This is a genomic window from Phaeobacter sp. 11ANDIMAR09 (assembly GCF_001294455.1).
GTDB lineage: Bacteria > Pseudomonadota > Alphaproteobacteria > Rhodobacterales > Rhodobacteraceae > Pseudophaeobacter.
In genome coordinates this window covers 1-20,399 of sequence record NZ_LIKT01000006.1, presented here as the reverse complement: position 1 = coordinate 20,399, position 20,399 = coordinate 1, and the positions used below count along the sequence as shown (strand labels likewise).

The following is a 20,399-nucleotide window of genomic DNA, read 5'->3' as shown; positions in this document are numbered from 1 at the left end:
GCTCTCTTCTGGCCGCCAACACGGCCCCAGATGCTATGGGGATTTGAAACCTGCGGCCTGCGCCAGTATGACGAGGATAGGGCTACCGTTGATGGGCACCGGTAGCCACCACCTGTGAATATTGCCCCAAAAAAGGCCGTCAGACTATGTGTGCATCCCTCAGCTCGAAACACTGGACCGCCGTTCATCTGGGCGACAAGGAAACACTGCTTTGGACCTTAGCCTCCGGGGATGTGATCCATCATCAGCGCACCCCACGCACCGCGGCAGATGCAAAGCAGGATCTGATTGCTGCGCTCAGCCAGGCCCAGGTGACCAAATCAGCGCCCGTTCTGGTCTGCGGTTTGACGGAGCCCAGGGCCGCGCTCAAAGTCCCTGTGACGCCTGCGGATCTGGACCTGATGGCTTATGACCTCGAAGGTTGGCCGCTATTGGCCCTGCCTGGGCTGCGCCAGACAAGCCCTGTTGGGCTCATGCAGAACAGCACCGCGCAGATCGCCGGTTTTCTCGCCCTCAATCCCAAATGGGACGGGGTAATCTGCCTGCCCGGCGCCGTCACCCATTGGGTGCAGGTCAGCGCCGCCGAGGTCGTCAGCTTTCAGAGCACCCTGACAACCGGGCTCTATGCGGCGCTGGAAACGCGCTTTGCCCTGCCCGCCAGCTGGTCCGAAAGCGCCCTGGCTCAGGCCGTGGCCGATACCATCTCTCGCCCCGAACGGCTGGCCTCCCGTCTGGCCGAACTGCAGGCCAGCCTGCAAAGCACCGATACCGTTTCTGCCCCCGGTGACAGGACAGAGGCCGCCGGACTGCTCTGGGGCTATTTGCTTGGCGCGGACCTGGCAGCGACACGCCCCTATTGGCTGGGCCAGAACCTGGCCCTGATTGCGCCGGACAGTCTCGCCAGCCCCTATATTTCCGCCCTCGCCGCCCAGGGCCTGCCGGTGACACAGGCCCAGCCTGACCGGATGGCATTGGAGGGATTGAAGCAGGCCTGGCGGCGAAAGGGCGACAGCCCCACCACCCCCTAAAAGCGAAACACCCGCCGCGCCCCCAGGCGCAGCACGGCAATCTCGCGCTGCAGCGCCGTCGCCCTGTGGGCGGCGGCGCTGGGCCCAAGGGATGCAGGCTCCAAAGGAGATAAATCTGCGCGGGAGCCCTCCCCTCGTCGCGGGCGGTACGGCCACTCAGCCTATGCCTTGTGACGCGCGCCTTTTTCTGGTGGCGTTTCCGCCGGGCCGGCAAAACATTGGGCAACCTCCATCCAGCGCGCCGCTGTTGCCCCTCGGGTCTCCAGATCCGTATCGGCGATGTTGCGCACCTGGGTCACCACCTGGGCAAATTCCACCGCAGAGCCCCGCACCACATTGTCTTCCTGCGCGGCGTTCCAGGTCCAGACCGCCCCCGACGGCCCCGTCAGTTCCACGTGGGGGGCCGGGTCAGGAATCTCTTCCTTGCGGTTCATAAAGGTCCAGCCATAGGTCGAGACGCCCAGATGCGCGATATTGCGGATGCGGTCCTGCTCGGACCGTTCCAGTCCCAACAGATCAAAGACCTCCTGGCCATGGGCCCAGGTTTCCATCTGTCGCGCGGTGATCGAACTCAGCGCGCTCATATCCGGCCCCACCCATTTCACCCGCTCTTTTGGGTCGGCCCTGGCAAAGGCATCGGCGCAGCTCTCGGCGCCCGCGCGCCAGGCATCAAACAGCGCCCGCCCCGACAGGCCATCAAGCCAGGGAAACTGACACTGCAAAATCGACTTGCCAGATTGCATGTCTTTTACAATGGGGCCAATAAAGGCACCAAAGGCCGCGCTCCCCTGCAACGAGGTCTCGGCCGCCACATTAAACAGATGCAGATGCCCCAACACGTGATCAATGGTCCAATCCTTGAATAGGGTCGCCCGATGCAGATCCGCCTCTGGCAGATCCTGTAGTACCTCGGCCAGAGCCCGGCTCTCGGCGCGGAAATCTTCGGCTTGTTGCATGTTTTGCTCCCTCTCCTGATCAAATGCCGCTGCGTCTGACCCAAATTCATGTGATTGAACAGACCAAACGTTCTGTTTTATGATTCGTCAAAAGGATAAGCTGATGTGCCCAGGAACCGAAGACCAACCGAACGTCACCTCTAGCGCCGCCGCGCAAATGCGCGGCAACCCGGCGCGTGTGGCCCGCACACGTGGCAAGATCCTGAACGCGGTGATCACCTCGCTTGACGATCTGGGTTATTCTGAATGTTCCATCAACCGGGTGCAGACCCTGGCGGGCGTATCCCGCGGTGCCCTTACCCACCACTTCCCCTCCAAAGAAGAGATGATGGTGAAAACCCTCGAGCATCTGCTGGCCCCGGTGCGCGGCACCTCCGTGTCGGATGATCAAGAGGCCAATCTGCTGCGCCCCTCAGAAGGCAGTGATTGCCTGCAGGAACAGCTGCACGCGCTTTGGAGTCGGGTGATAAACACCCGCGAGGGCCGCGCCCTGATGGAGATTCTGGTGGCAGCGCGCACTGACGTGGCCCTGAGTGAGCGGATCACCCCCTCGCTGCACGCCTATAATGACGATTTCAACCGCAATATCGCCAATCTCTACCAGGCCGCCGAGGGTCATGAGGATGAGCTGGCGTTGCTCTGGTCGATCTGCCGCAGCTTCATGCGGGGGCTGCACACCCAGGTGCCCTATGAGCGGGATCCAAAAATCATAACCAAGATGGTCGATCTCTTCGGCCGCATCATGGCGCCGCACATGTCCGCGCGCAGCCGTCAGGGAGACACAGAGAAAGATGAAGAACCCATTTGAAACCGAAGAGCACCGCGCCTTTCGCGACAACCTGCGCAGCTTTGTCGAAAAGGAAATTCAGCCCCATTGCGATGATTGGGACGAAGCCGGCGAGATCCCCTGGGAGCTGCACCAGAAGGTTGGCGCCTTTGGCGTCTGGGGCTTTGGGATCGACGAGAAATACGGCGGACTGGGCTTTGACGATTGTTTCCTGCGCGCGGCCTATAGCGAAGAGCTGGCCCGCTGCGGCGCGGGCGGGGTCACCGCGGCCATGGCCGGGCGCACCATCTCGATCGAGCCCATCGCACGCCTCGCCACGGATGAGATCAAAGAACGGGTGCTGCCCGAGATCATTTCCGGGCGCAAAGGCTCCTCGCTGGGGGTGACCGAACCCGGCGGCGGCTCGGATGTCGCAAACCTGAAGACCACGGCGCGGCGCGATGGCAATCACTGGGTGATCAATGGTTCCAAGACTTTTATCACCGGTGGCATGACTTCGGATTACTTTGTGATCCCGGCCCGTACCGGCGGTGAAGGGCTGCAGGGCATTTCCTTGTTCTTTGTCGAGGCCGACACGCCGGGCTTCACCCGCTCGCCCCTCACCCGCAAAATGGGCTGGTGGTGTTCGGATCAGGCGACGCTATTCCTCGATGAGGTCCGCGTTCCCGCCAGCAATATGATGGGCGACGAGGGCACCGGCTTCCTGGCCATCATGAACAATTTCAACATGGAACGGATTGCCCTGATTGCCGGGGTTCTGGGGATGATGAAGGCCTGCCTGGAGGACAGCATTGCCTGGGCGCAAGACCGCGAGACCTTTGGCAAGAAGCTGATCAAACATCAGGTGATCCGCCACAAGATCGCCGATATGTCAGCGCATATCGATGCAGTCGAAGCCACCCTGCGGATGATCTGCTGGCAGGTAAACCAGGGCGATATGCCAGTGGCGGAACTGAGCAAGGCCAAGTTCTTTGCCACCAAGGCCTGCGAATTCTGCGCCTCCGAAGCGATGCAGATCCTCGGCGGGGCTGGCTATCTGCGCGGCAACCGGGTGGAGCGCATCTACCGCGAGGTCAAGGTCATGGCGATCGGCGGCGGCTCCGAGGAAATCATGCGCGACCTCGCCGTGCGCCAGATGGGGCTGTAAAAACGTCTGACACCAGCTTGTCGTCGATACCTGCACTCTCAAAGGGCCGCGCCTGACCCTGGGTGGGTGCGAAAGCGCCCTCCCGTGGGGGGGGGCGGGCGCTGCCCGGCGGGGGGGCCGGCAAAACAGATCTCACCGGATCTGCACCAGAGCTTATCCCTCGGCGATGGCCTTAAAGGCCCGCGCCGCGGCTTCAAAATTTCGCGCCAAGGGGGCGGTCAGTTTTGACTGCGCCGCATAATAGGCCCCAACCCGGCAGAGCTGCTGGGCATAGTCCGGGTGCACCCCGGCATCGTCATATTTGACCACCCGCGCCTTGCTAAGCCAGCCGCGCTTCTTCACCTCTTTCTGGATCAGTTTTAGCCGCTGCACCGCATGCAGGCTGGTATAAACCGACAGATAATCCAGATAATCGGCAATGTCATAGCCTGCGCCGTGATCAAAGGTATCAATCATCACATCGGCCATCTTGTCCGGCGCAACCGGCCAGGTCTCGTCAGCGATGAGCCAGGCAAAATCCTCAGCCCCGTGGCGCAGACCCGCATATTCAAAGTCAAACCAGCGCACAAACCCGTCATCGCCAATGGCCGCATTGCCCGCCCGGCAATCCCATTTCAAAAACTGCCGTCCCGGCTGGTCCATCCGTTCAGCGACAGCCACAAAGTCGAAGTCTTTCGAGATACCCATGGAATAGGCCTGCAGCGCATCCACCGATCCCACCAGATTGATGATCCAGTCCCGGTTGGAGCCCAGATGCGGCAGCATCTCGGCCAGGTCAGTCTGACGCGCGGCGGCATGAATGCGGAAAATCGCCGCGCAGGCCTCGGCCGCCAACTCGACCTGATCCCCCGTGTCATGTTCCAGCACCTCGCGGCTCAGACGGATCTCGCCGGTGTCTGACTGGAACAGGACATCGTCGTTGACGCCCAGCACCCGAGGAATGTCATCACAGTGAGGTCCGAGCTTTTCCAGCACATAGGCTTCCAAATGGGTGCGGCGGAAATTATCGCGCAGGGTGGCAATCGCCCTGTCCTCGCCAAAGTGCAGGCGCATCGAAGAGCGGGACTTGCCGCCCGGCGTGGTGATCCGGTCCGGGGCCTTGCCCAGGGTCTCTTGTGCTTTTGCGACGATATAGGCCGCGCGTTCATCAAAGCTTCCGTCCGCCATCAGCGTCACCCTCTCTTCTCTGCGAAACAGCCTGTGTTTCGAGCATCTGTGGTAACCCCTTAGGCGCAGAAGATGGCATTTTTCAGGAGAGATGAGGTCGCCTTCATGGGACAGTCATTGGCGGTCTATGCCCCGGGACGCGGCTCCGATGTCACCCAGGCCGAACGAATCAACCCGCTGTCGCAGCGGTGCGAACAGTCACGCAGCCGCTTCACACTTTGTTTCCGGCTGGACGGCGAGATTCGGAAAATTTGACCTAATTGCGGCAAAAATTTGGCTCAAACCCAGCACCTTATTAATTTTGCGGGATGCGCGTGCTGAGGGAAATTCCCGGCAGCTGCGAAGGACATTTTCAAGAGGTGCTGAGGTATGGGTCGAGGACATTTTTCGAACTGGGGTGGCGGGCGATCTGGCTGGGGCGGCAAGGGGGCTTGCCAAAGCCGGAGCTACCATGACGGTGGCGTGCGCGATGGTGGCTTTGACCGCTGGTACAGCGACAAGCTCTCCAACCACTATGGCGGCCGCGGCGGTCGCAAACACTGGCAGCGCGATGAGGACGAGCATGGCTCGGGCACAGGTGGCACCGGTGGGACTGGCGGTGGGCATGGCCGCTGGGGCAAAAAGAAATGGTGGAATAACCGCGACGACGACAACGAGAACGGCTCGGGCACTGGTGGATCCGGGACTGGCGGGTCCGGGACTGGCGGATCAGGCAAGGATGGCTGTGGCACTGGCGGCGGACGCGGACATGGCCGTTGGGGCAAAAAGAAGTGGTGGCAGGACCGCGACGAGGATGAGAACGGCTCTGGTACAGGTGGTTCTGGCACAGGTGGCTCTGGCACAGGTGGCTCTGGTACGGGCGGCTCGGGCACAGGCGGCTCCGGCACAGGTGGCTCGGGCACAGGCGGCTCCGGCGCAGGCGGTTCTGGTACGGGCGGTTCTGGCACAGGTGGGACGGGTGACACTGGCGGTGGTGGCGATACTGGCGGCGGCGATGGAAAAACCTCCGTCAGCTTTGAGATCGGCGGCAATGGCGATCCCAGCGTCACGGTAGAAGTCACCCAGACCCCGCAGGGTCAGCTCTTTATCAAGCTGGAGCCAACCTCCTATGACGGCGAAGTGGCTGACGTCGACGGTATGTTCTTCAACATGTCCGATGATGCCACCGTGGATGGTCTGAACTTCTTCCCGGATGAAAACGCCCTGCCGGTGACCGGCCACGCAGCCGAGGCCAACGCGGTCAACACGTTGGACGATGGCGCCACAGTGCCCGAGAACTACGACGGCATGGTACAGTTTGGCCAGGCGCCGGACAGCACCGATGGCACCGTAAACAACGCCAATTTCACCCTCTGGTCCGACTCTGGCCTGACCCTGGATGATATCGACCTCAGCTCGATGTCCCTGGTGATTTCTAACCCGGATGGCACCCAGGAGGTACTGACGGGCGGCTATGATCCGGCAGCGGCGGCCTCTGACAGCGACAGCTATGCCAATGGCGGGGTGTCCGATGCCGGCATGGAAGCCTGGTATGCGGCCAATACTGCACCATCAGAGGGCTCTGACAGCGCAACAGAGGCTGGCGAAGCTGAGGCGGCAGAATTCATGGCGCTGATGAACCAACCGGTCGAAGACCCCACCGAGGATTGCAAGGACGACGAGGAAATGGAGAACGACTGTTTCGTTTAAGCCTTGTCCCCTGACGGACCTCCCCAAAGGGGGCGCTGCACAGCGCCCCCTTTTTTGTTTCGCCTCATGTCACTGAGATGGCTGCGCGGTAGAGAGAGCACCCGACGCCCCTCACACCCGCCGGATACCGATCCTGGCCCCCAGCTGATCGGGGCGCCCCAGCCCGGCATGGTCTCCCTGCATCTGCGCCAGCCGTGCCTGCAGCCAATTCGGGAAGGGCGTAGAACGCTTGCTGATATGATCAACATTCATCGCCAACACTTCCTGCGTGGCGCAGGTCTGGCCAGCGACCTGGATCTCGGCCCAGAAATGAATCCGCTTGTGATCGTGATCAATCAGCTGGAAGCGCACGGTGAACGCCTGCCCCTGCTTGAGCTCCCGCAGGAATTGGATGCTGGACTGCAGAACAAACAGCCCCTGCCCCGCAGCACGCACTAAGGCCTCGCCATTGCCCAGCTGGTGATCAAACAGCTGATCGATCGCCCGATCAAAGGCCAGCCCGTAGTAGCCCACATTCATATGGCCGTTGTAGTCGATCCACTCAGGTAAGACCGATTGCTCCGCCACCAGAATGGGCGCGGCATAGGGGCCATCATGGCCTCCGATTGGCTCTGGTGTCATCCGGGCTGCCTCATCGCTGTAGGACCTCATTCTGTCCAGCCCCTGCCCTGCAGCGCAAGACGGGTAAAGCAGATCCTTGCGTCACGGCAACGGTTTGGTTTTGAACAGGCGGATTTTCAACCCGCCATGCGCCACCGGTGCGCCCAGGGGCAAAAAGGGCAGCCCTGTTGCCTTGGCCAAAGAGGTCTCGCTGGTGACAATGCCAACACGCCAGCCTGAGAAACGCTCCATCAGGGTCTTGCCCAGCGCGCCATAGAGAGCAAAGAGCAGTTTCTTGTTGCCGATACGGGCCCCATAGGGCGGATTGACGATGACCAGCCCTGGTTCCACCCCCTCGGGGGGCAGCAGATCGCTGACCGCCTGTTGGCTGAACTGGGTGCATCCTGCCACCCCGGCACGTTCGGCATTGGCTGTGGCCATCTCCACCGCGCCTGCATTGCGATCCGAGCCAAAGAACGCGAGCCCCGCCATATCGACAGCTTGCGGGCTGAGTTCGGCCTTCAGGGCGGCATAGGCTGTGGGGTCGAAACTCGCCATCTGTTCAAAGGCAAAGCTGCGGCTGCGCCCCGGCACAAGGCCCAGGGCGATCTCGGCCGCTTCAAGCACAAAGGTGCCGGAGCCACACATGGGATCCACCACGGCCTCTTGCCCGTCAAAGCCACAGTCGCGCAGAAACAGCGCCGCCAGGTTTTCCCGCATCGGCGCCTTGCCAACGGCAGGTTTATGGCCTCGTTTGTGCAGCCCTTCGCCCGAGGTATCGACGCTGAACTGGCACATATTGTCATCAATGCGCAGCTTCAACGTCACTGGAGCCTCTTTGGACAGGGTGGCGCCAAAGCTCTCGACCAGGGCCTTTTCCACCCGTTGAGCGGCCGCCCCGGCATGGTAGATCTTGGACTTTTTGTTGGTACTGACTTCGACCTTTACCGGCACCTCGCGGCGCAGCACCTCGCCCCAGGGGAATTTGCGCGACCGTTTGTCCAGCTGCGCCAGGTGAAAGGCGCGAAATTCGCCGATCCGGGCCAGGACACGCGCCGCGCCCCGCAGGCAAAGATTGGCCCGCCAGACCTCAGACCAAGTCCCCTGGACGGTGACGCCACCGGGCACCGATTTGGCTGCGGCAAACCCCGCTTCGCGGGTCTCGGCCAGCAACGCCGCTTCCAGCCCAGGGGCTGCGGTCAGGAAAATCTCGAATGTATCTGTATCGCTCATGGGGATCTCTTACCCCGCTTTGCGCCGCGCCGCGATGACAATCTTGCCCAAGCCCACCACAAGAGTAGCGTCCGAATTACCGCATTGCAGCATTGCAAAAGCGGCCGAACAGGACGAAAAAGAGTCGTTACCCCGACCGCTAAAGCCCTAAAAGTAGTCACTAAATATAAAGCGTTTTCATTAACTTACATTCAAACTAAATTTTTAGTTTGACAACTGTGACGCTGATATGAAAGCTAAATGCCAGTCAGATGCGAGAGAGCGTAGCTGGCCTTACAGACTTTTAGGGAGGAAAAAGATGCGCAGGTATCTTTTGTCCGCAGCAGCGGTATGCGCCGTGGCTGCGGGACAGGCGGTCTATGCCGATGAAGCAGCCGCACTTAAGTGGATCGATGAGGAATTCCAGCCCTCGGTCCTGACCAAAGATGAACAGATGAGCGAGATGCAGTGGTTTATCACCGCCGCGGAACCCTTCAAAGGTATGGAGATCAACGTGCTCTCCGAAGGGATCCCGACGCATTCTTACGAGTCGGAAGTTCTGACCAAAGCCTTTGAGGAAATCACCGGGATCAAGGTTAATCACCAAATCCTAGGCGAAGGCGAAGTGGTTCAGGCGGTTCAGACCCAGATGCAGACACAGCGCAATCTTTACGATGCCTATGTCAATGACTCGGATCTGATCGGCACCCATTCGCGGCTGCAGCTGGCCCATAACCTCACGGATATGATGGCAGGGGATTTCAAGGACCAGACCAACCCCGGTCTCGACCTGGATGACTTCATGGGCACCCAGTTCACCACCGGTCCCGATGGCGATCTGTATCAGCTGCCCGACCAGCAGTTTGCCAACCTCTATTGGTTCCGCAAAGACTGGTTTGATCGCGCTGATCTGCAAGAGGCCTTTAAGGCAAAATACGGCTATGACCTGGGTGTTCCGGTCAACTGGTCCGCCTATGAGGACATCGCCGAATTCTTTAGCGAAGACGTAAAGGAAATCGACGGCACCGCCATCTATGGCCACATGGATTACGGCAAACGTGCGCCGGATCTGGGCTGGCGGATGACCGATGCCTGGCTGTCGATGGCCGGTGCGGGTTCCGTGGGTGAGCCTAACGGCGTGCCAATTGATGAATGGGGCATCCGTATGGAAGCCGGCTCCTGTAACCCTGCGGGCGCAAGTGTCACCCGTGGTGGTGCTGCAAACGGTCCGGCGGCGGTCTATGCGATCCGCAAATGGGACGAATGGCTGCGCAAATACGCACCTCCCGGTGCGGCGTCCTATGACTTCTACCAGTCGCTGCCCGCTTTGGCCCAGGGCAATGTTGCCCAGCAGATCTTCTGGTACACCGCCTTTACCGCCGACATGGTAAAGCCGCAGTCCGAAGGCAACAACACCGTGGACGAAGCCGGTGCACCGCTGTGGCGGATGGCGCCCAGCCCCCATGGTCCCTATTGGGAAGAAGGCCAGAAGGTTGGTTATCAGGACGTTGGCTCCTGGACCTTCCTCAAGTCCACGCCTCTGGAACGGTCGCAGGCGGCTTGGCTCTATGCTCAGTTCGTCGTGTCCAAAACTGTCGACGTGAAAAAGTCCCACGTGGGTCTGACCTTCATCCGCGACAGCTCGGTCAACCACGAGAGCTTCTCGGAGCGTGCTGCAAACCTGGGCGGTCTGGTGGAATTCTACCGCTCGCCAGATCGGGTGGCTTGGTCGCCAACCGGCGTGAACGTGCCAGACTATCCAAAACTGGCACAGATCTGGTGGCAGCAGATTGGTGACGTGAACTCCGGCGCCTTTACTCCGCAGGAAGCCATGAACCGTCTGGCCGAGGAAATGGACATCACCATGGCTCGGATGCAGCGTGCTGATGAACAGGCGGAAATCTACGGCGGCTGTGGCCCACGTCTGAACGAGGAAAAAGACGCTGAATGGTGGTATGCCAACGGTGGCGCCAAGCCTCCGCTGGAGAACGAAAAGCCCGCAGGTCAGACCGTCAACTATGACGAGCTGGTCGCCCGCTGGGCCTCGCAGTAACCGCTCCTCCCCGTCGGGCCTGATCGCCTTCGGCTCTGGCCCGGCACTTTGCCCCGCAGCCCTGCACCCCGCAGGACTGCGGGGCGCTTTCTCCCCTGCGACATACAGATACGGCCCCGTCAGTTCCCGCTGCATGGCCGGTTTGCCGGAAAGTTAAACAACGATGGCACTTGAATTAAGAAACGTGACCAAGCGCGTCGGCGCAATCGAGCATATCAAGGACACTTCCCTGCTGCTTGAACCCGGTCACTTCAACGTCCTTCTGGGCGCCACCGGGTCGGGTAAGACCTCACTCATCAAATTGATGGCCGGGCTGGACCCGATGGCCAGCGGGCAGGTGTTGATGGAGGGCGAGGATGTCTCGCAGCTCAGCACCCAGAAACGCAACATCAGTCTGGTGCATCAGTTTTTCATCAACTACCCGCATATGACGGTCTATGATAATATCGCCTCGCCGCTCAAAGTGGCTGGAATGGCGAAGTCCGAGATCGAGGATCGCGTCGCCGAGGCGGCCAAGATCCTGCAGTTGGAACCGATGCTGCAGCGCCGTCCGCATGAACTGTCTGGCGGCCAGCAACAGCGCTGTGCCCTGGCGCGGGCAATTGCCAAGGAAAGCCGCGCGGTTTTTCTGGACGAACCGCTTGCAAACCTCGACTACAAATTGCGCGAAGAGCTGCGCGATCAGCTGCCCGAGCTTTTTGCTGGTCGTGGCGCGGTGGTGGTCTATGCCACCTCGGAACCCGAAGAGGCGCTGCTGCTGGGTGGTAAGACCGCATTGATGCGCGACGGGCATGTGACCCAGTTTGGTCCGACTGCTGAAATCTACCGAAATCCCGAAAATCTGGATGCGGCGCGGGTCTTTTCCGATCCGCCAATCAACACCGCCACGGTGATCAAGGAGGGCACGACGGCCCGCTTGGGCAGCCGGGTCAGCTGGCAGCTGAGCGGTGATGCCGCTGGCCTAAGTGACGGCCCCTATTCCATTGCCATCCGCCCCTATCACGTCCTGCCCACCGCCAGCCCTAAGGCCTCTGTTCGCTTGGCCGGCCAGGTACAGGTAACCGAGCTTTCCGGCTCTGAAAGCTCCGCCCATTTCGACCTGGGCCTGGGCAAGACCAGTGGCAGCGAACTGCACGCCAATTGGGTCTCGCTCTCGGCTGGGGTGCACCCTTACGAGATTGGCGAAATGCATGACTTCTACATGGATCCTTCGGCGTGCTACTTCTTTGCACCCGACGGCTCCCGCGCAGCCTGAGGCCCAACAATGGCAAAAATTACCCTTTCAAAGCTGCGGCACAGCTACATGCCCGCGCCCAAATCCCCGTCAGACTATGCCCTGAAGGAGATCGATCTGGATTGGAGCGATGGCGGCGCCTATGCGCTGCTGGGCCCCTCGGGCTGTGGCAAATCCACCCTGCTGAACATCATCTCAGGCCTGCTGGTGCCGTCCGAGGGGCAGATCCTGTTTGACGGCCAGGACGTCACCGCCCTGCCCCCGGATCAGCGCAATATCGCCCAGGTGTTCCAGTTCCCAGTGATCTACGACACCATGACGGTCTATGACAACCTGGCCTTTCCGCTGCGCAATCGTGGCCGCGATGAGACCACCGTGCGCGCGCGGGTCATGGCCATTGCCGAGATGCTCGAAGTCACCGAGATGCTGGATCAAAAGGCCGCTGGCCTCAGCCCAGACAACAAACAGAAGATCTCGATGGGCCGTGGCCTGGTCCGCGAAGACGTCAATGTGGTGATGTTTGACGAACCTCTGACCGTCATTGATCCACATCTGAAATGGAAACTGCGCAGCAAGCTGAAAGAACTGCACCAAAGGGTCAAGGCGACGATGATCTATGTGACCCATGACCAGACCGAAGCGCTGACCTTCGCCGATCAGGTGGTGGTGATGCAGGACGGCGAGGTGGTGCAGATCGGCACCCCCGTCGAGCTGTTCGAACGTCCCGCACATACCTTTGTCGGCCATTTCATCGGCTCGCCCGGTATGAATATTCTTCCCTGCGATTTACAGGCCGGCGTCGCGCGCTTTGGCGCCCATGCCATTGCACTGGAGGGTCCAATCAGAGGCGAGGCCGTGGGCAGGACCGAAGTGGGCATCCGCCCCGAATTTGTCGCGCTCGCTGACAAGGGCCTGCCTGCAACGGTGACCAAAATCTCGGATGTCGGCCGTCACACGGTGGTGGAATGCAATACAGATGGCTGCAAGATCAACGCTGTGATCGACGGGTCCGCCCCGGAAAAGGGCGCCTCCGTACATCTTGATTTCCGCCGTGATCAGACCCGGCTTTATGTCGATGGCTGGCTGGCCACAGATCCTTCAACCCCGGCGGAGGCCGCATCATGAAAACCGAAAACCAAAAAGCCTGGTTCTTTGTGCTGCCCGTCCTGGTACTGGTCGCCTTTAACGCGCTGATCCCGATGATGACGGTGGTGAACTATTCGGTGCAAGAGACCTTTGGCGACAATGTGTTCTTTTGGCAGGGTCTGGACTGGTTCGAGCAAATCCTGCGCTCCGAGCGTTTCCATGCCGCCCTGGGGCGCCAATTTCTCTTCACCTTCCTGATCCTGATCATCGAGGTGCCGCTGGGCATCATTATCGCGCTCTCAATGCCGCGCAAAGGCTTCTGGGTGCCGGTGTGTCTGGTCACCATGGCGTTGCCGATGCTGATCCCCTGGAACGTGGTGGGCGCGATGTGGAACATCTTTACCCTGCCCGACATTGGCCTCCTGGGCTATTTCCTCAACCATGTGCTGGGCATCTCTTACGACATGACCCAGAACCCGCTGGCCGCCTGGGTCACAATCGTCACCATGGATGTCTGGCACTGGACCTCGCTGGTGGTGCTGCTCAGCTACGCCGGCTTGGTCTCGATCCCCGATGCCTATTATCAGGCGGCCAAGATCGATGGCGCCTCCAACTGGGCGGTGTTCCGCTTTATCCAGCTTCCCAAGATGAAAACTGTTCTGACCATCGCCATCCTGTTGCGCTTCATGGACAGTTTCAACATCTACACCGAACCCTTCGTGCTCACCGGTGGAGGCCCCGGCAACTCCACAACCCTGTTGTCAATCGATCTGGTGAAAATCGCCTTGGGTCAGTTCGACCTCGGCCCCGCCGCCGCGATGAGCCTCATCTACTTTGCAATCACGCTTCTGGTCTCCTGGCTGTTCTACACGCTGATGACCAAAGACGACCTGAACTAAGGAGGGTTTGACAGATGCAAAAACGATCCATCATCCCCATTGTCTATATTCTCTTCCTGATGCTGCCGATCTACTGGCTGGTGGCGATGAGCTTTAAGACCACAAACGAGATCCTCTCCGGCTTCTCCCTGTTCCCGCAGACCTTCACGCTGGAGAACTACGTCACCATCTTCACCGACCCCTCCTGGTATTGGGGCTATATCAACTCGATCATCTACGTGAGCATCAACACGGTGATCTCGGTCGCCGTTGCCCTGCCTGCGGCCTATGCCTTCTCGCGCTATCGCTTTCTCGGCGACAAGCAGCTGTTCTTTTGGCTTTTGACCAACCGCATGGCACCCGCTGCGGTCTTTGCCCTGCCCTTCTTCCAGCTCTATTCCGCGGTGGGGATCTTTGACACCCACCTGGCCGTGGCCCTGGCCCATTGCCTGTTCAACATCCCATTGGCGGTCTGGATCCTCGAAGGCTTCATGGGCGGCATCCCTAAAGAACTGGATGAGACCGCCTATGTGGACGGCTATTCCTTCCCGCGTTTCTTTGGCACCATCTTCATCCCCTCGATCAAGGCAGGCGTCGGCGTTGCCGCCTTCTTCTGTTTCATGTTCTCCTGGGTGGAGCTTTTGCTGGCAAAAACCCTGACAGCCGTGGCGGCAAAGCCCATCGCTGCCACCATGACCAAAACCGCCTCCAGTGCGGGGTACGAGCTGGGCCTGCTGGCAGCGGCAGGCACATTGACAATCATTCCGGGGGCCATCGTGATCTGGTTCGTCCGCAACTATATCGCAAAAGGTTTTGCGATGGGGAGAGTGTAATGCTGTCATGGATGGCCTGGACCTGGCCCACTGCTCTGGTCTTTATCGGTATTTTTTCTGCCATTGGGGTACTGGTCTTGCTCGAAATCCGCAGCCCCGGCGGAGACACGCGCAAAGGCGTGCTGGGGCTCACCACCACCCGCGGGGACCGTTTGTTCATCACCCTTCTGGGCACCAGTTACATCTTCCTCGCCTGGCTTGGCCTTATTGGCATGCCACTTTGGACACCGCTGGCGATATCGGTTGCCTGGGGCTGTTTCACCTTCTGGAAGGTTTGAACTGAACCGGCGGGTCAAGGGGGCCAAAGGCCCCGCGCCAGCGGCTTGCCCTTGACGCGCCAAGCTTTCCAAAATTGCTAGGGGCCTGAAGGGCACATCTGCCCCTTCAGGCCCTCTCAGCAGATCCTCCCAACTCTCTTCAGATCTCTAAGGCCCGCGATGGCCTATCACCTCTGGGCAGGCTGAAATCGGCGCGCGGAAGCGCTCCTTTTAACAGGGCCAGCCCTGAACCGCCTCTCTGCTAAAGAAATAGTTTTCAAAGCCACCGCTTTTCTACTAGCATCTCTGAAAGACCAAAATGGACCGGACAACAGACGACATGCGCAAGAAACAGGACAATTCACTGCTGACCGAGGTTGAGCTTGAATTCATGACCGTCGTTTGGGCCACTGGGGGCGGCACCGTGCGCGACATCCTTGCAGTGCTGAACCAGGCACAGGAACGTGCCTATACCTCTGTGGCCACGGTCTTAAAAATCATGGAACAAAAGGGTTTTCTGACCAGCGAAAGACAGGATCGCTCGCTGATCTACCGCCCCGCCATTCCCAAGGCAGAGTATCAAAAAACCTCTCTGAAAGACCTTTCGAGCAAGCTTTTCAACGGCACACCGGCGGCCCTGGTCGCCCGCCTTGTGGATGATGAAGAAGTAACCGACGACATGCTCGTTGAGATGCGGGCGCTGCTGAACGAAAGGTTGGGGGACAATGGAAACTGACGCGCTGATCAATAGCTACCTGGATCTCAACCTATTGCTGCTTGTTGGCACCCTGCTCTGGCTTGGCGCGCGAAAACTCCTGTCTTATACCCGGCTGGCCCATGCCTTTGGCGCCCAGCTGCGCCTGATGAATGCGCTGACCCTGTTGCTGGCGCTGTCGCCGCTATTGATGTTCGCCTTCACCCGTCTGGTGATGGCCCATCCGCCCAATATCTCCGACCTGCTGGTCTCACAGTTCCTGCAGGGCAACGTCAACATGAGCGCAACCCGCTTTGAAAGCCTGCTGGGGCTGCGCGAAGACACCGTGCGCATCTTGTCGACCCAACAGTTGCTCTGGCCCCGGCTGCTCACCTTGGCCCTGGTCATTGGCGGGCTGATCTGCGCAGCCCAGCTGGCCTCTTCGGTCCTGCGCCTGCGCCGGGCGCTGAAAGGCAGCTTTCTGTGGAAACGTATCGGAGGCACCCACATTCTGGTCTCGGACGGGACCCCCGTGGCCTTTTCCACCCGTGGGCTGATGCGCCGCTATGTGGTCCTGCCCTCCGCGCTGCTGACCCAGCCGCAGGATCTGCGGCTTACCCTGGCTCATGAGCTGCAGCATTTCCGCCAGCGCGACATCGAATGCGAATTCCTGCTCGAAATGCTGCGTCCCCTGCTCTTCTGGAACCCCGCCTTTTATCTCTGGCAGCGCGAAGTCCGCCGCCTGCGTGAATTTGCCTGCGACCAGGCCCTGACCGCGCGCCCCGGCCTGGATATCCGCGCCTATGGCGAATGCCTGATCCGCGCCTGCGCCCATGCCGCTCAGGAGCGCGTTTTCTTCACCCGCCGCAGCCCTGCCGTTGCGCTGGTAGATCAGCGCGAAACCCGCCGTGATTCGACGCTGCAACAGCGGATCATTGCGCTGACCGCGCCGCCCCCACAGGGGCAAAGCGGCTTTGGCTGGGCAATGATCTCTGTCCTGATGATCGCCTCGGTTCTCACCACCGCCCTGCTGATGCAGCGCCCTGGCGACTGGAGCCATGACCGGTTGATGCTGTCGACTATTGTCAATCTTGAACGCATGGCCAATCGTACCGCCGGCAACACCAGCGCTGGCGACACGGATCCGGTTGCCTCGGCCAGTGCCATTTTGCAGGGCAGTTTTATGCCGGCAGAACGCTAACGCCATGCGGCGGATGGGGTTTACCCAGCCGCAAAACGTAGCGGCTATCCCAGATCCGGAAACACCGCCGTTTTCTTGACCGTGCCATAGACAAAACTGGTCTCGATCGAGCCTACGCCGCCAATGGGATGGATCTTTTTGCGAATAAAGTTCTCATAGGCGTCCAACCCCGAGACCAGAACCCGCAGTTGGTAATCCACTTGTCCGGTCATCATATGGCATTCCAGCACCTCGGGCATGGCGATGACCCGACGCTCAAAATTCTGCACCACATCCTCGTGGTGCCGTTCCAGACGAATACGCACAAAGATTTCCATACCCAGCCCATAAAGCTTGGCATCTGCGCTGGCGGCAAAGCCAGTGATCACCCCCGATTTTTCCAGATTGCGCAGCCGCCGCAAACAGGGAGACGGTGACAGGTTCACCGCCTCGGCCAGATCCTGATTGGACATCCGCCCATCGCGTTGCAGGGTTCGGATGATCTGACGGTCTTTTTGATCCAATGTCACCACGCCTCAGCCCTCTTCAAATATTTGGCATGATCTGCCAACAAATTAGGTTTCAAAGGCATGAATCGCAATTCTTTACCTATTTATCAAGTTGATTATGGCTCAAACATCGACGGGTGGCCACCATGAATCGTCGCCTCATCCCGAAACCCTGTTTACTACCCGTGCCATCCTTCACGCCTATGATTCCCAGGCCAGCCGGATCGCCCATGCCCTGGGCGCCATCGTGGTGGTCGACACTACCTGGGCGGCCATGGGGATGTTGTCGCCGGGCTGGTTGCCGACAGCGCCGAACAGATCCAACAAATCCGCCTGTTGGGTATGAAAGACATGGCCGGCGCGGTGATGTCGCCTTTCAATGCCCTGTTGGTCATGCGCGGGCTCAAAACCCTCGCCGTGCGAATGGAGCGCCACCGCACCACCGCCGCCGAAGTCGCGGATTGGCGGGAGGCTCATCCCGCAGGGGCCAAAGTGCATTACCCCGGTTTGGACAGTTTTGATCAATATGATCTGGCCTGCCGCCAGATGGCGCTGCCCGGTGGCATGATTGCCTTTGAGCTCAAGGGCGGTATGGCTGCTGGTCAGGCTATGATGAACCGTCTCGAGATGATTGCCCGCGCCGTCTCTTTGGGAGATGCGGAAACCCTGATCCAGCACCCGGCCTCCATGACCCATTCGACCTATACCCCGGAAGAGCGCGCCGCGCATGGGATCACCGATGGGTTGGTGCGGCTCTCTGCCGGGTTGGAAGATCCCGACGACATCCTGCAGGATCTGGAGCAATCCCTGTCCACTGCCAACGAACAGGCCGCCTGATCGCGGCCTTCCTTTGGCTCTTCGCCCTGGTTAGAATCGCTGTGGTGAAACGGCGCTGAGGTCAATTTCAGGTGTGCGGGCCATGATCAGGTCTGCCACCAACTCCGCCGTTGCCGCCGATTGGGTCAGTCCCAGATGGCCGTGGCCAAAGGCATAGATCACGGCCTCAGATGCAGGCGAGGCGCCAATCACCGGCAGGCTGTCTGGCATGGAGGGACGAAAGCCCATCCACTGCGTGCCGCCAGAGCTGTCGAGCCCCGGCATAAAGCGGCAGGCCTTTTGCAACAACACCTCAGAGCGCTTGTAATTGGGCGGCAGTTTCAGCCCACCCAACTCCACGGCGCCGCCGATCCGGACGCCGCCATTGATCCGGCTGGCCACAAAGCCATGACTGCCAAAGGTGATATGTGTCCGGAGATCAAAGGCCCCTTGCGGTAGGGTGGTGTTATAGCCACGCTCCGTCTCCAGTGGCAATGCATCGCCCAGACCGCGCGCCAGGTGATGCGACCAGGCTCCGGCCGCAAGAACCACCCGGTCCGGTGTGATCCGGTGGCTACCCAGATCCAAGGCTGCGGAGCAGCGATCTGCGCTGAGCGCTCTCACCTCCTGCACCTCAACGCGGCCGCCACGGGCCAGGAATTGACCGGCCAGATACTCGCACCAGGACTTTGGGTCGACCGTATTGATCCAGTCCGGCGTATAGCCGGCATGGGTGAATTGGCGGCTCAACCCAGGTTGGATCTCGGCGATCTCATCGGGGCTTTGCAGCAGATCGTAGCTTATGCCATTAGCTTTTCGCTCTTTCCAGGCAGCCTGGCTGGCCTGGTATTCCCGTTCGCCCTCAAAGAGTTGCAGCTGGCCGTCGCGCTGGATCAGATGCTCGGCCTCACTCTCGCGGATCTGCCGTTCCAGGGCCTGCCGTGCCAGCCCCATCAGAGAAGCCTGCGCCGCCATCGACGCCGCATAGCGGTCCCGCCAGCTGGCGCGCCAAAACCGCAGCAGCCAGGGTGCCAATTGCAAGGCATAGCGCGGCGGGATCGACAGCGGCCCCATAGGGTCCAACAGCCATTTTGGCGCCTTGCGCATCATCCCCGGCGTGGCCAGCGGGATAATTTCACTAAAGGCAAAAGCCCCGGCATTTCCGGCAGAGGCCTCTGCCGCCAGGCCCTTGCGGTCATAGATCGTTACCTGATGGCCCAGGCCTTGTAGCCGCAGGGCACAACACACTCCGACAATGCCCGCGCCAATGACGGCAATTGTCATACCCGCCTGAGAAGACGCTCTTGTCGCCGCCACTTTGCCCATCAGGAGCTCCCGTTACCGATCACCATTGCTGGGGTTATCTCGCGATGTCAGAGCAGTGTATAGGCCGAGTTTGCGCCAGTGCAGAAATCGCTGCCGCGGCGCTTTCTCATTTTCTATTGAATCCAATTTATCTTATGCTGTCTGCCAACGTCCCGTCAGCGGTCGGTCCCGCCTGGATCCCTGCAGAAAGCGAGCTCCATGAAGTTGAACTCCGTCGATATTTCCAAGACAGCTTCGGCCTCTTCCATTGTCTTTGAGGCGTTGCGCAGGGCCATTATCGAGGGCGAGGTCAAAGAGGGCGAGCCCCTGCGACAGGACGAAATCGCGCGGCTTTTCAACACCAGCCGGATCCCGGTGCGCGAAGCGATATCCAGGTTGGAGGAGCAGGGTCTGGTCAAGACACAGCGCTACAAAGGCGCTGTTGTTTCCGGCCTCTCCGCAACAGAAGCCGAGGAGATCTTTGATTTCCGGGCCTTGATCGAGCCGGAAGTGATCCGCCGTGCCGTGCCTTTGATGTCACCAGAAACGCTCGACCGGGCCCGCAGCTCCTGGGCGGCGTTTTCGGCCTCAGCTGATCCGATGCGCTGGGGGGATCTCAACCGAGACTTCCACGCGACCCTCTATCGGGCCAGCGGGTTGCAATATCATCTGGATGTCATCGACAATGCCATGGACCGCATTGATCGCTACCTGCGGGCCCAGCTGGTGATGTCCAACGGTATGGAGCGCGCCAATGAGGAACATATCGCCATCTGGGAGGCCTGCGTGGCGGGCAATGCAGCACAGGCTGCCGAGCTGACCCGCATACATATTTCCGGCGCGCGGGAATCCCTGCTGCAAAACATCAACAGCCTACGCTAGGCCGCCTGACAATAAAAAACGCAGCCCCATTTCAAGAGGCTGCGTTTCAAATTCGGTCCCGGTTTAACCCGGGGAACTCTAGCTGG

General features: G+C 60.1%; 21 protein-coding genes and 1 pseudogene. 16 read left to right on the top strand and 6 right to left on the bottom strand.

The annotated features are described in order from the left end of the window. The first annotated feature begins 146 nt into the window (after window positions 1–146). On the top strand, window positions 147–1,028 hold the full coding sequence (locus AN476_RS06720) for a 2-dehydro-3-deoxygalactonokinase (RefSeq protein WP_054460225.1): 882 nt from the start codon (window positions 147–149) through the stop codon (window positions 1,026–1,028). Window positions 1,029–1,189: 161 nt separating this feature from the next. Here the strand turns inward: AN476_RS06720 and AN476_RS06715 are convergent, their stop codons facing one another. Then, on the bottom strand, window positions 1,190–1,984 hold the full coding sequence (locus tag AN476_RS06715; protein WP_054460224.1) for a TIGR03084 family metal-binding protein: 795 nt from the start codon (window positions 1,982–1,984) through the stop codon (window positions 1,190–1,192). A gap of 103 nt (window positions 1,985–2,087) precedes the next feature. On the opposite strand from AN476_RS06715, the gene AN476_RS06710 reads away from it, so the two are divergent. After that, on the top strand, window positions 2,088–2,792 hold the full coding sequence (locus tag AN476_RS06710; RefSeq protein ID WP_253279845.1) for a TetR/AcrR family transcriptional regulator: 705 nt from the start codon (window positions 2,088–2,090) through the stop codon (window positions 2,790–2,792). Next, the gene (locus tag AN476_RS06705; RefSeq protein WP_054460222.1) at window positions 2,776–3,918 is read left to right on the top strand and encodes an acyl-CoA dehydrogenase family protein; all 1,143 of its coding nucleotides are present in this window, start codon (window positions 2,776–2,778) and stop codon (window positions 3,916–3,918) included. Before AN476_RS06710 ends, AN476_RS06705 begins: the two co-directional genes overlap by 17 nt. 153 nt (window positions 3,919–4,071) lie before the next feature. Here AN476_RS06705 and AN476_RS06700 read toward each other — a convergent pair whose 3' ends face one another. Continuing rightward, entirely contained in the window at window positions 4,072–5,085 is a 1,014-nt protein-coding gene (locus tag AN476_RS06700) for a hypothetical protein (RefSeq protein ID WP_054460221.1), read from the bottom strand. 72 nt (window positions 5,086–5,157) lie between these two features. Here AN476_RS06700 and AN476_RS22815 point away from each other — a divergent pair, with 72 nt between their 5' ends. Together AN476_RS22815 and AN476_RS23215 are read left to right on the top strand one after the other, a co-directional pair. Further along, window positions 5,158–5,340 carry a hypothetical protein gene (locus tag AN476_RS22815; RefSeq protein WP_157063693.1) on the top strand — a complete coding sequence of 61 codons (183 nt, stop codon included), beginning with the start codon at window positions 5,158–5,160 and terminating at the stop codon, window positions 5,338–5,340. Window positions 5,341–5,454: 114 nt separating this feature from the next. Next, window positions 5,455–6,774, top strand: coding sequence for a hypothetical protein (locus AN476_RS23215; protein ID WP_054460220.1), 1,320 nt, complete (start codon window positions 5,455–5,457; stop codon window positions 6,772–6,774). A 111-nt stretch (window positions 6,775–6,885) separates the two neighbouring features. Here AN476_RS23215 and AN476_RS06690 read toward each other — a convergent pair whose 3' ends face one another. After that, window positions 6,886–7,425: a thioesterase family protein gene (locus tag AN476_RS06690; RefSeq protein ID WP_253279844.1), complete on the bottom strand. Its 540-nt coding sequence runs from the start codon at window positions 7,423–7,425 to the stop codon at window positions 6,886–6,888. A 51-nt stretch (window positions 7,426–7,476) separates the two neighbouring features. Then, the gene (locus tag AN476_RS06685) at window positions 7,477–8,607 is read right to left on the bottom strand and encodes a class I SAM-dependent RNA methyltransferase (RefSeq protein WP_054460218.1); all 1,131 of its coding nucleotides are present in this window, start codon (window positions 8,605–8,607) and stop codon (window positions 7,477–7,479) included. 298 nt (window positions 8,608–8,905) lie between these two features. Between AN476_RS06685 and AN476_RS06680 the strand changes: the two genes are divergently transcribed. The 8 genes from AN476_RS06680 to AN476_RS06645 all read left to right on the top strand — a co-directional run bounded on the left by AN476_RS06680 (window position 8,906) and on the right by AN476_RS06645 (window position 16,822). Beyond that, the gene (locus tag AN476_RS06680; RefSeq protein ID WP_054460217.1) at window positions 8,906–10,639 is read left to right on the top strand and encodes an ABC transporter substrate-binding protein; all 1,734 of its coding nucleotides are present in this window, start codon (window positions 8,906–8,908) and stop codon (window positions 10,637–10,639) included. Between the two features lie 163 nt (window positions 10,640–10,802). Further along, on the top strand, window positions 10,803–11,894 hold the full coding sequence (locus AN476_RS06675; RefSeq protein ID WP_054460216.1) for an ABC transporter ATP-binding protein: 1,092 nt from the start codon (window positions 10,803–10,805) through the stop codon (window positions 11,892–11,894). A gap of 9 nt (window positions 11,895–11,903) precedes the next feature. Then, window positions 11,904–12,998, top strand: a complete 1,095-nt coding sequence (locus tag AN476_RS06670; protein ID WP_054460215.1) for an ABC transporter ATP-binding protein — start codon at window positions 11,904–11,906, stop codon at window positions 12,996–12,998. Then, a complete protein-coding gene (locus AN476_RS06665) occupies window positions 12,995–13,858 on the top strand; it encodes a carbohydrate ABC transporter permease (RefSeq protein ID WP_054460214.1) in 864 nt (287 codons plus the stop codon). Before AN476_RS06670 ends, AN476_RS06665 begins: the two co-directional genes overlap by 4 nt. A gap of 14 nt (window positions 13,859–13,872) precedes the next feature. After that, entirely contained in the window at window positions 13,873–14,670 is a 798-nt protein-coding gene (locus tag AN476_RS06660; RefSeq protein WP_009809434.1) for a carbohydrate ABC transporter permease, read from the top strand. Beyond that, complete coding sequence (locus tag AN476_RS06655) at window positions 14,670–14,948, top strand: DUF2160 domain-containing protein (protein ID WP_054460213.1); 279 nt, start codon at window positions 14,670–14,672, stop codon at window positions 14,946–14,948. Before AN476_RS06660 ends, AN476_RS06655 begins: the two co-directional genes overlap by 1 nt. A gap of 298 nt (window positions 14,949–15,246) precedes the next feature. Continuing rightward, window positions 15,247–15,663, top strand: coding sequence for a BlaI/MecI/CopY family transcriptional regulator (locus tag AN476_RS06650; protein WP_253279843.1), 417 nt, complete (start codon window positions 15,247–15,249; stop codon window positions 15,661–15,663). Beyond that, window positions 15,653–16,822, top strand: coding sequence for a M56 family metallopeptidase (locus AN476_RS06645; RefSeq protein WP_054460212.1), 1,170 nt, complete (start codon window positions 15,653–15,655; stop codon window positions 16,820–16,822). Before AN476_RS06650 ends, AN476_RS06645 begins: the two co-directional genes overlap by 11 nt. A gap of 44 nt (window positions 16,823–16,866) precedes the next feature. Here AN476_RS06645 and AN476_RS06640 read toward each other — a convergent pair whose 3' ends face one another. Beyond that, entirely contained in the window at window positions 16,867–17,325 is a 459-nt protein-coding gene (locus AN476_RS06640; RefSeq protein WP_054460384.1) for an Lrp/AsnC family transcriptional regulator, read from the bottom strand. A 103-nt stretch (window positions 17,326–17,428) separates the two neighbouring features. Here AN476_RS06640 and AN476_RS23525 point away from each other — a divergent pair, with 103 nt between their 5' ends. Together AN476_RS23525 and AN476_RS06630 are read left to right on the top strand one after the other, a co-directional pair. Beyond that, window positions 17,429–17,656 carry a hypothetical protein gene (locus AN476_RS23525; RefSeq protein ID WP_054460211.1) on the top strand — a complete coding sequence of 76 codons (228 nt, stop codon included), beginning with the start codon at window positions 17,429–17,431 and terminating at the stop codon, window positions 17,654–17,656. Then, window positions 17,572–18,147, top strand: a pseudogene (locus AN476_RS06630) (PLP-dependent transferase); the annotation flags it as partial. The gene AN476_RS23525 and the pseudogene AN476_RS06630, both read left to right, overlap by 85 nt. Before the next feature lie 30 nt (window positions 18,148–18,177). Here the strand turns inward: AN476_RS06630 and AN476_RS06625 are convergent. After that, window positions 18,178–19,452, bottom strand: coding sequence for an FAD-binding oxidoreductase (locus AN476_RS06625; RefSeq protein WP_083464261.1), 1,275 nt, complete (start codon window positions 19,450–19,452; stop codon window positions 18,178–18,180). 198 nt (window positions 19,453–19,650) lie between these two features. Here AN476_RS06625 and AN476_RS06620 point away from each other — a divergent pair, with 198 nt between their 5' ends. Then, complete coding sequence (locus tag AN476_RS06620) at window positions 19,651–20,313, top strand: GntR family transcriptional regulator (RefSeq protein WP_054460209.1); 663 nt, start codon at window positions 19,651–19,653, stop codon at window positions 20,311–20,313. Window positions 20,314–20,399 lie beyond the last annotated feature (86 nt).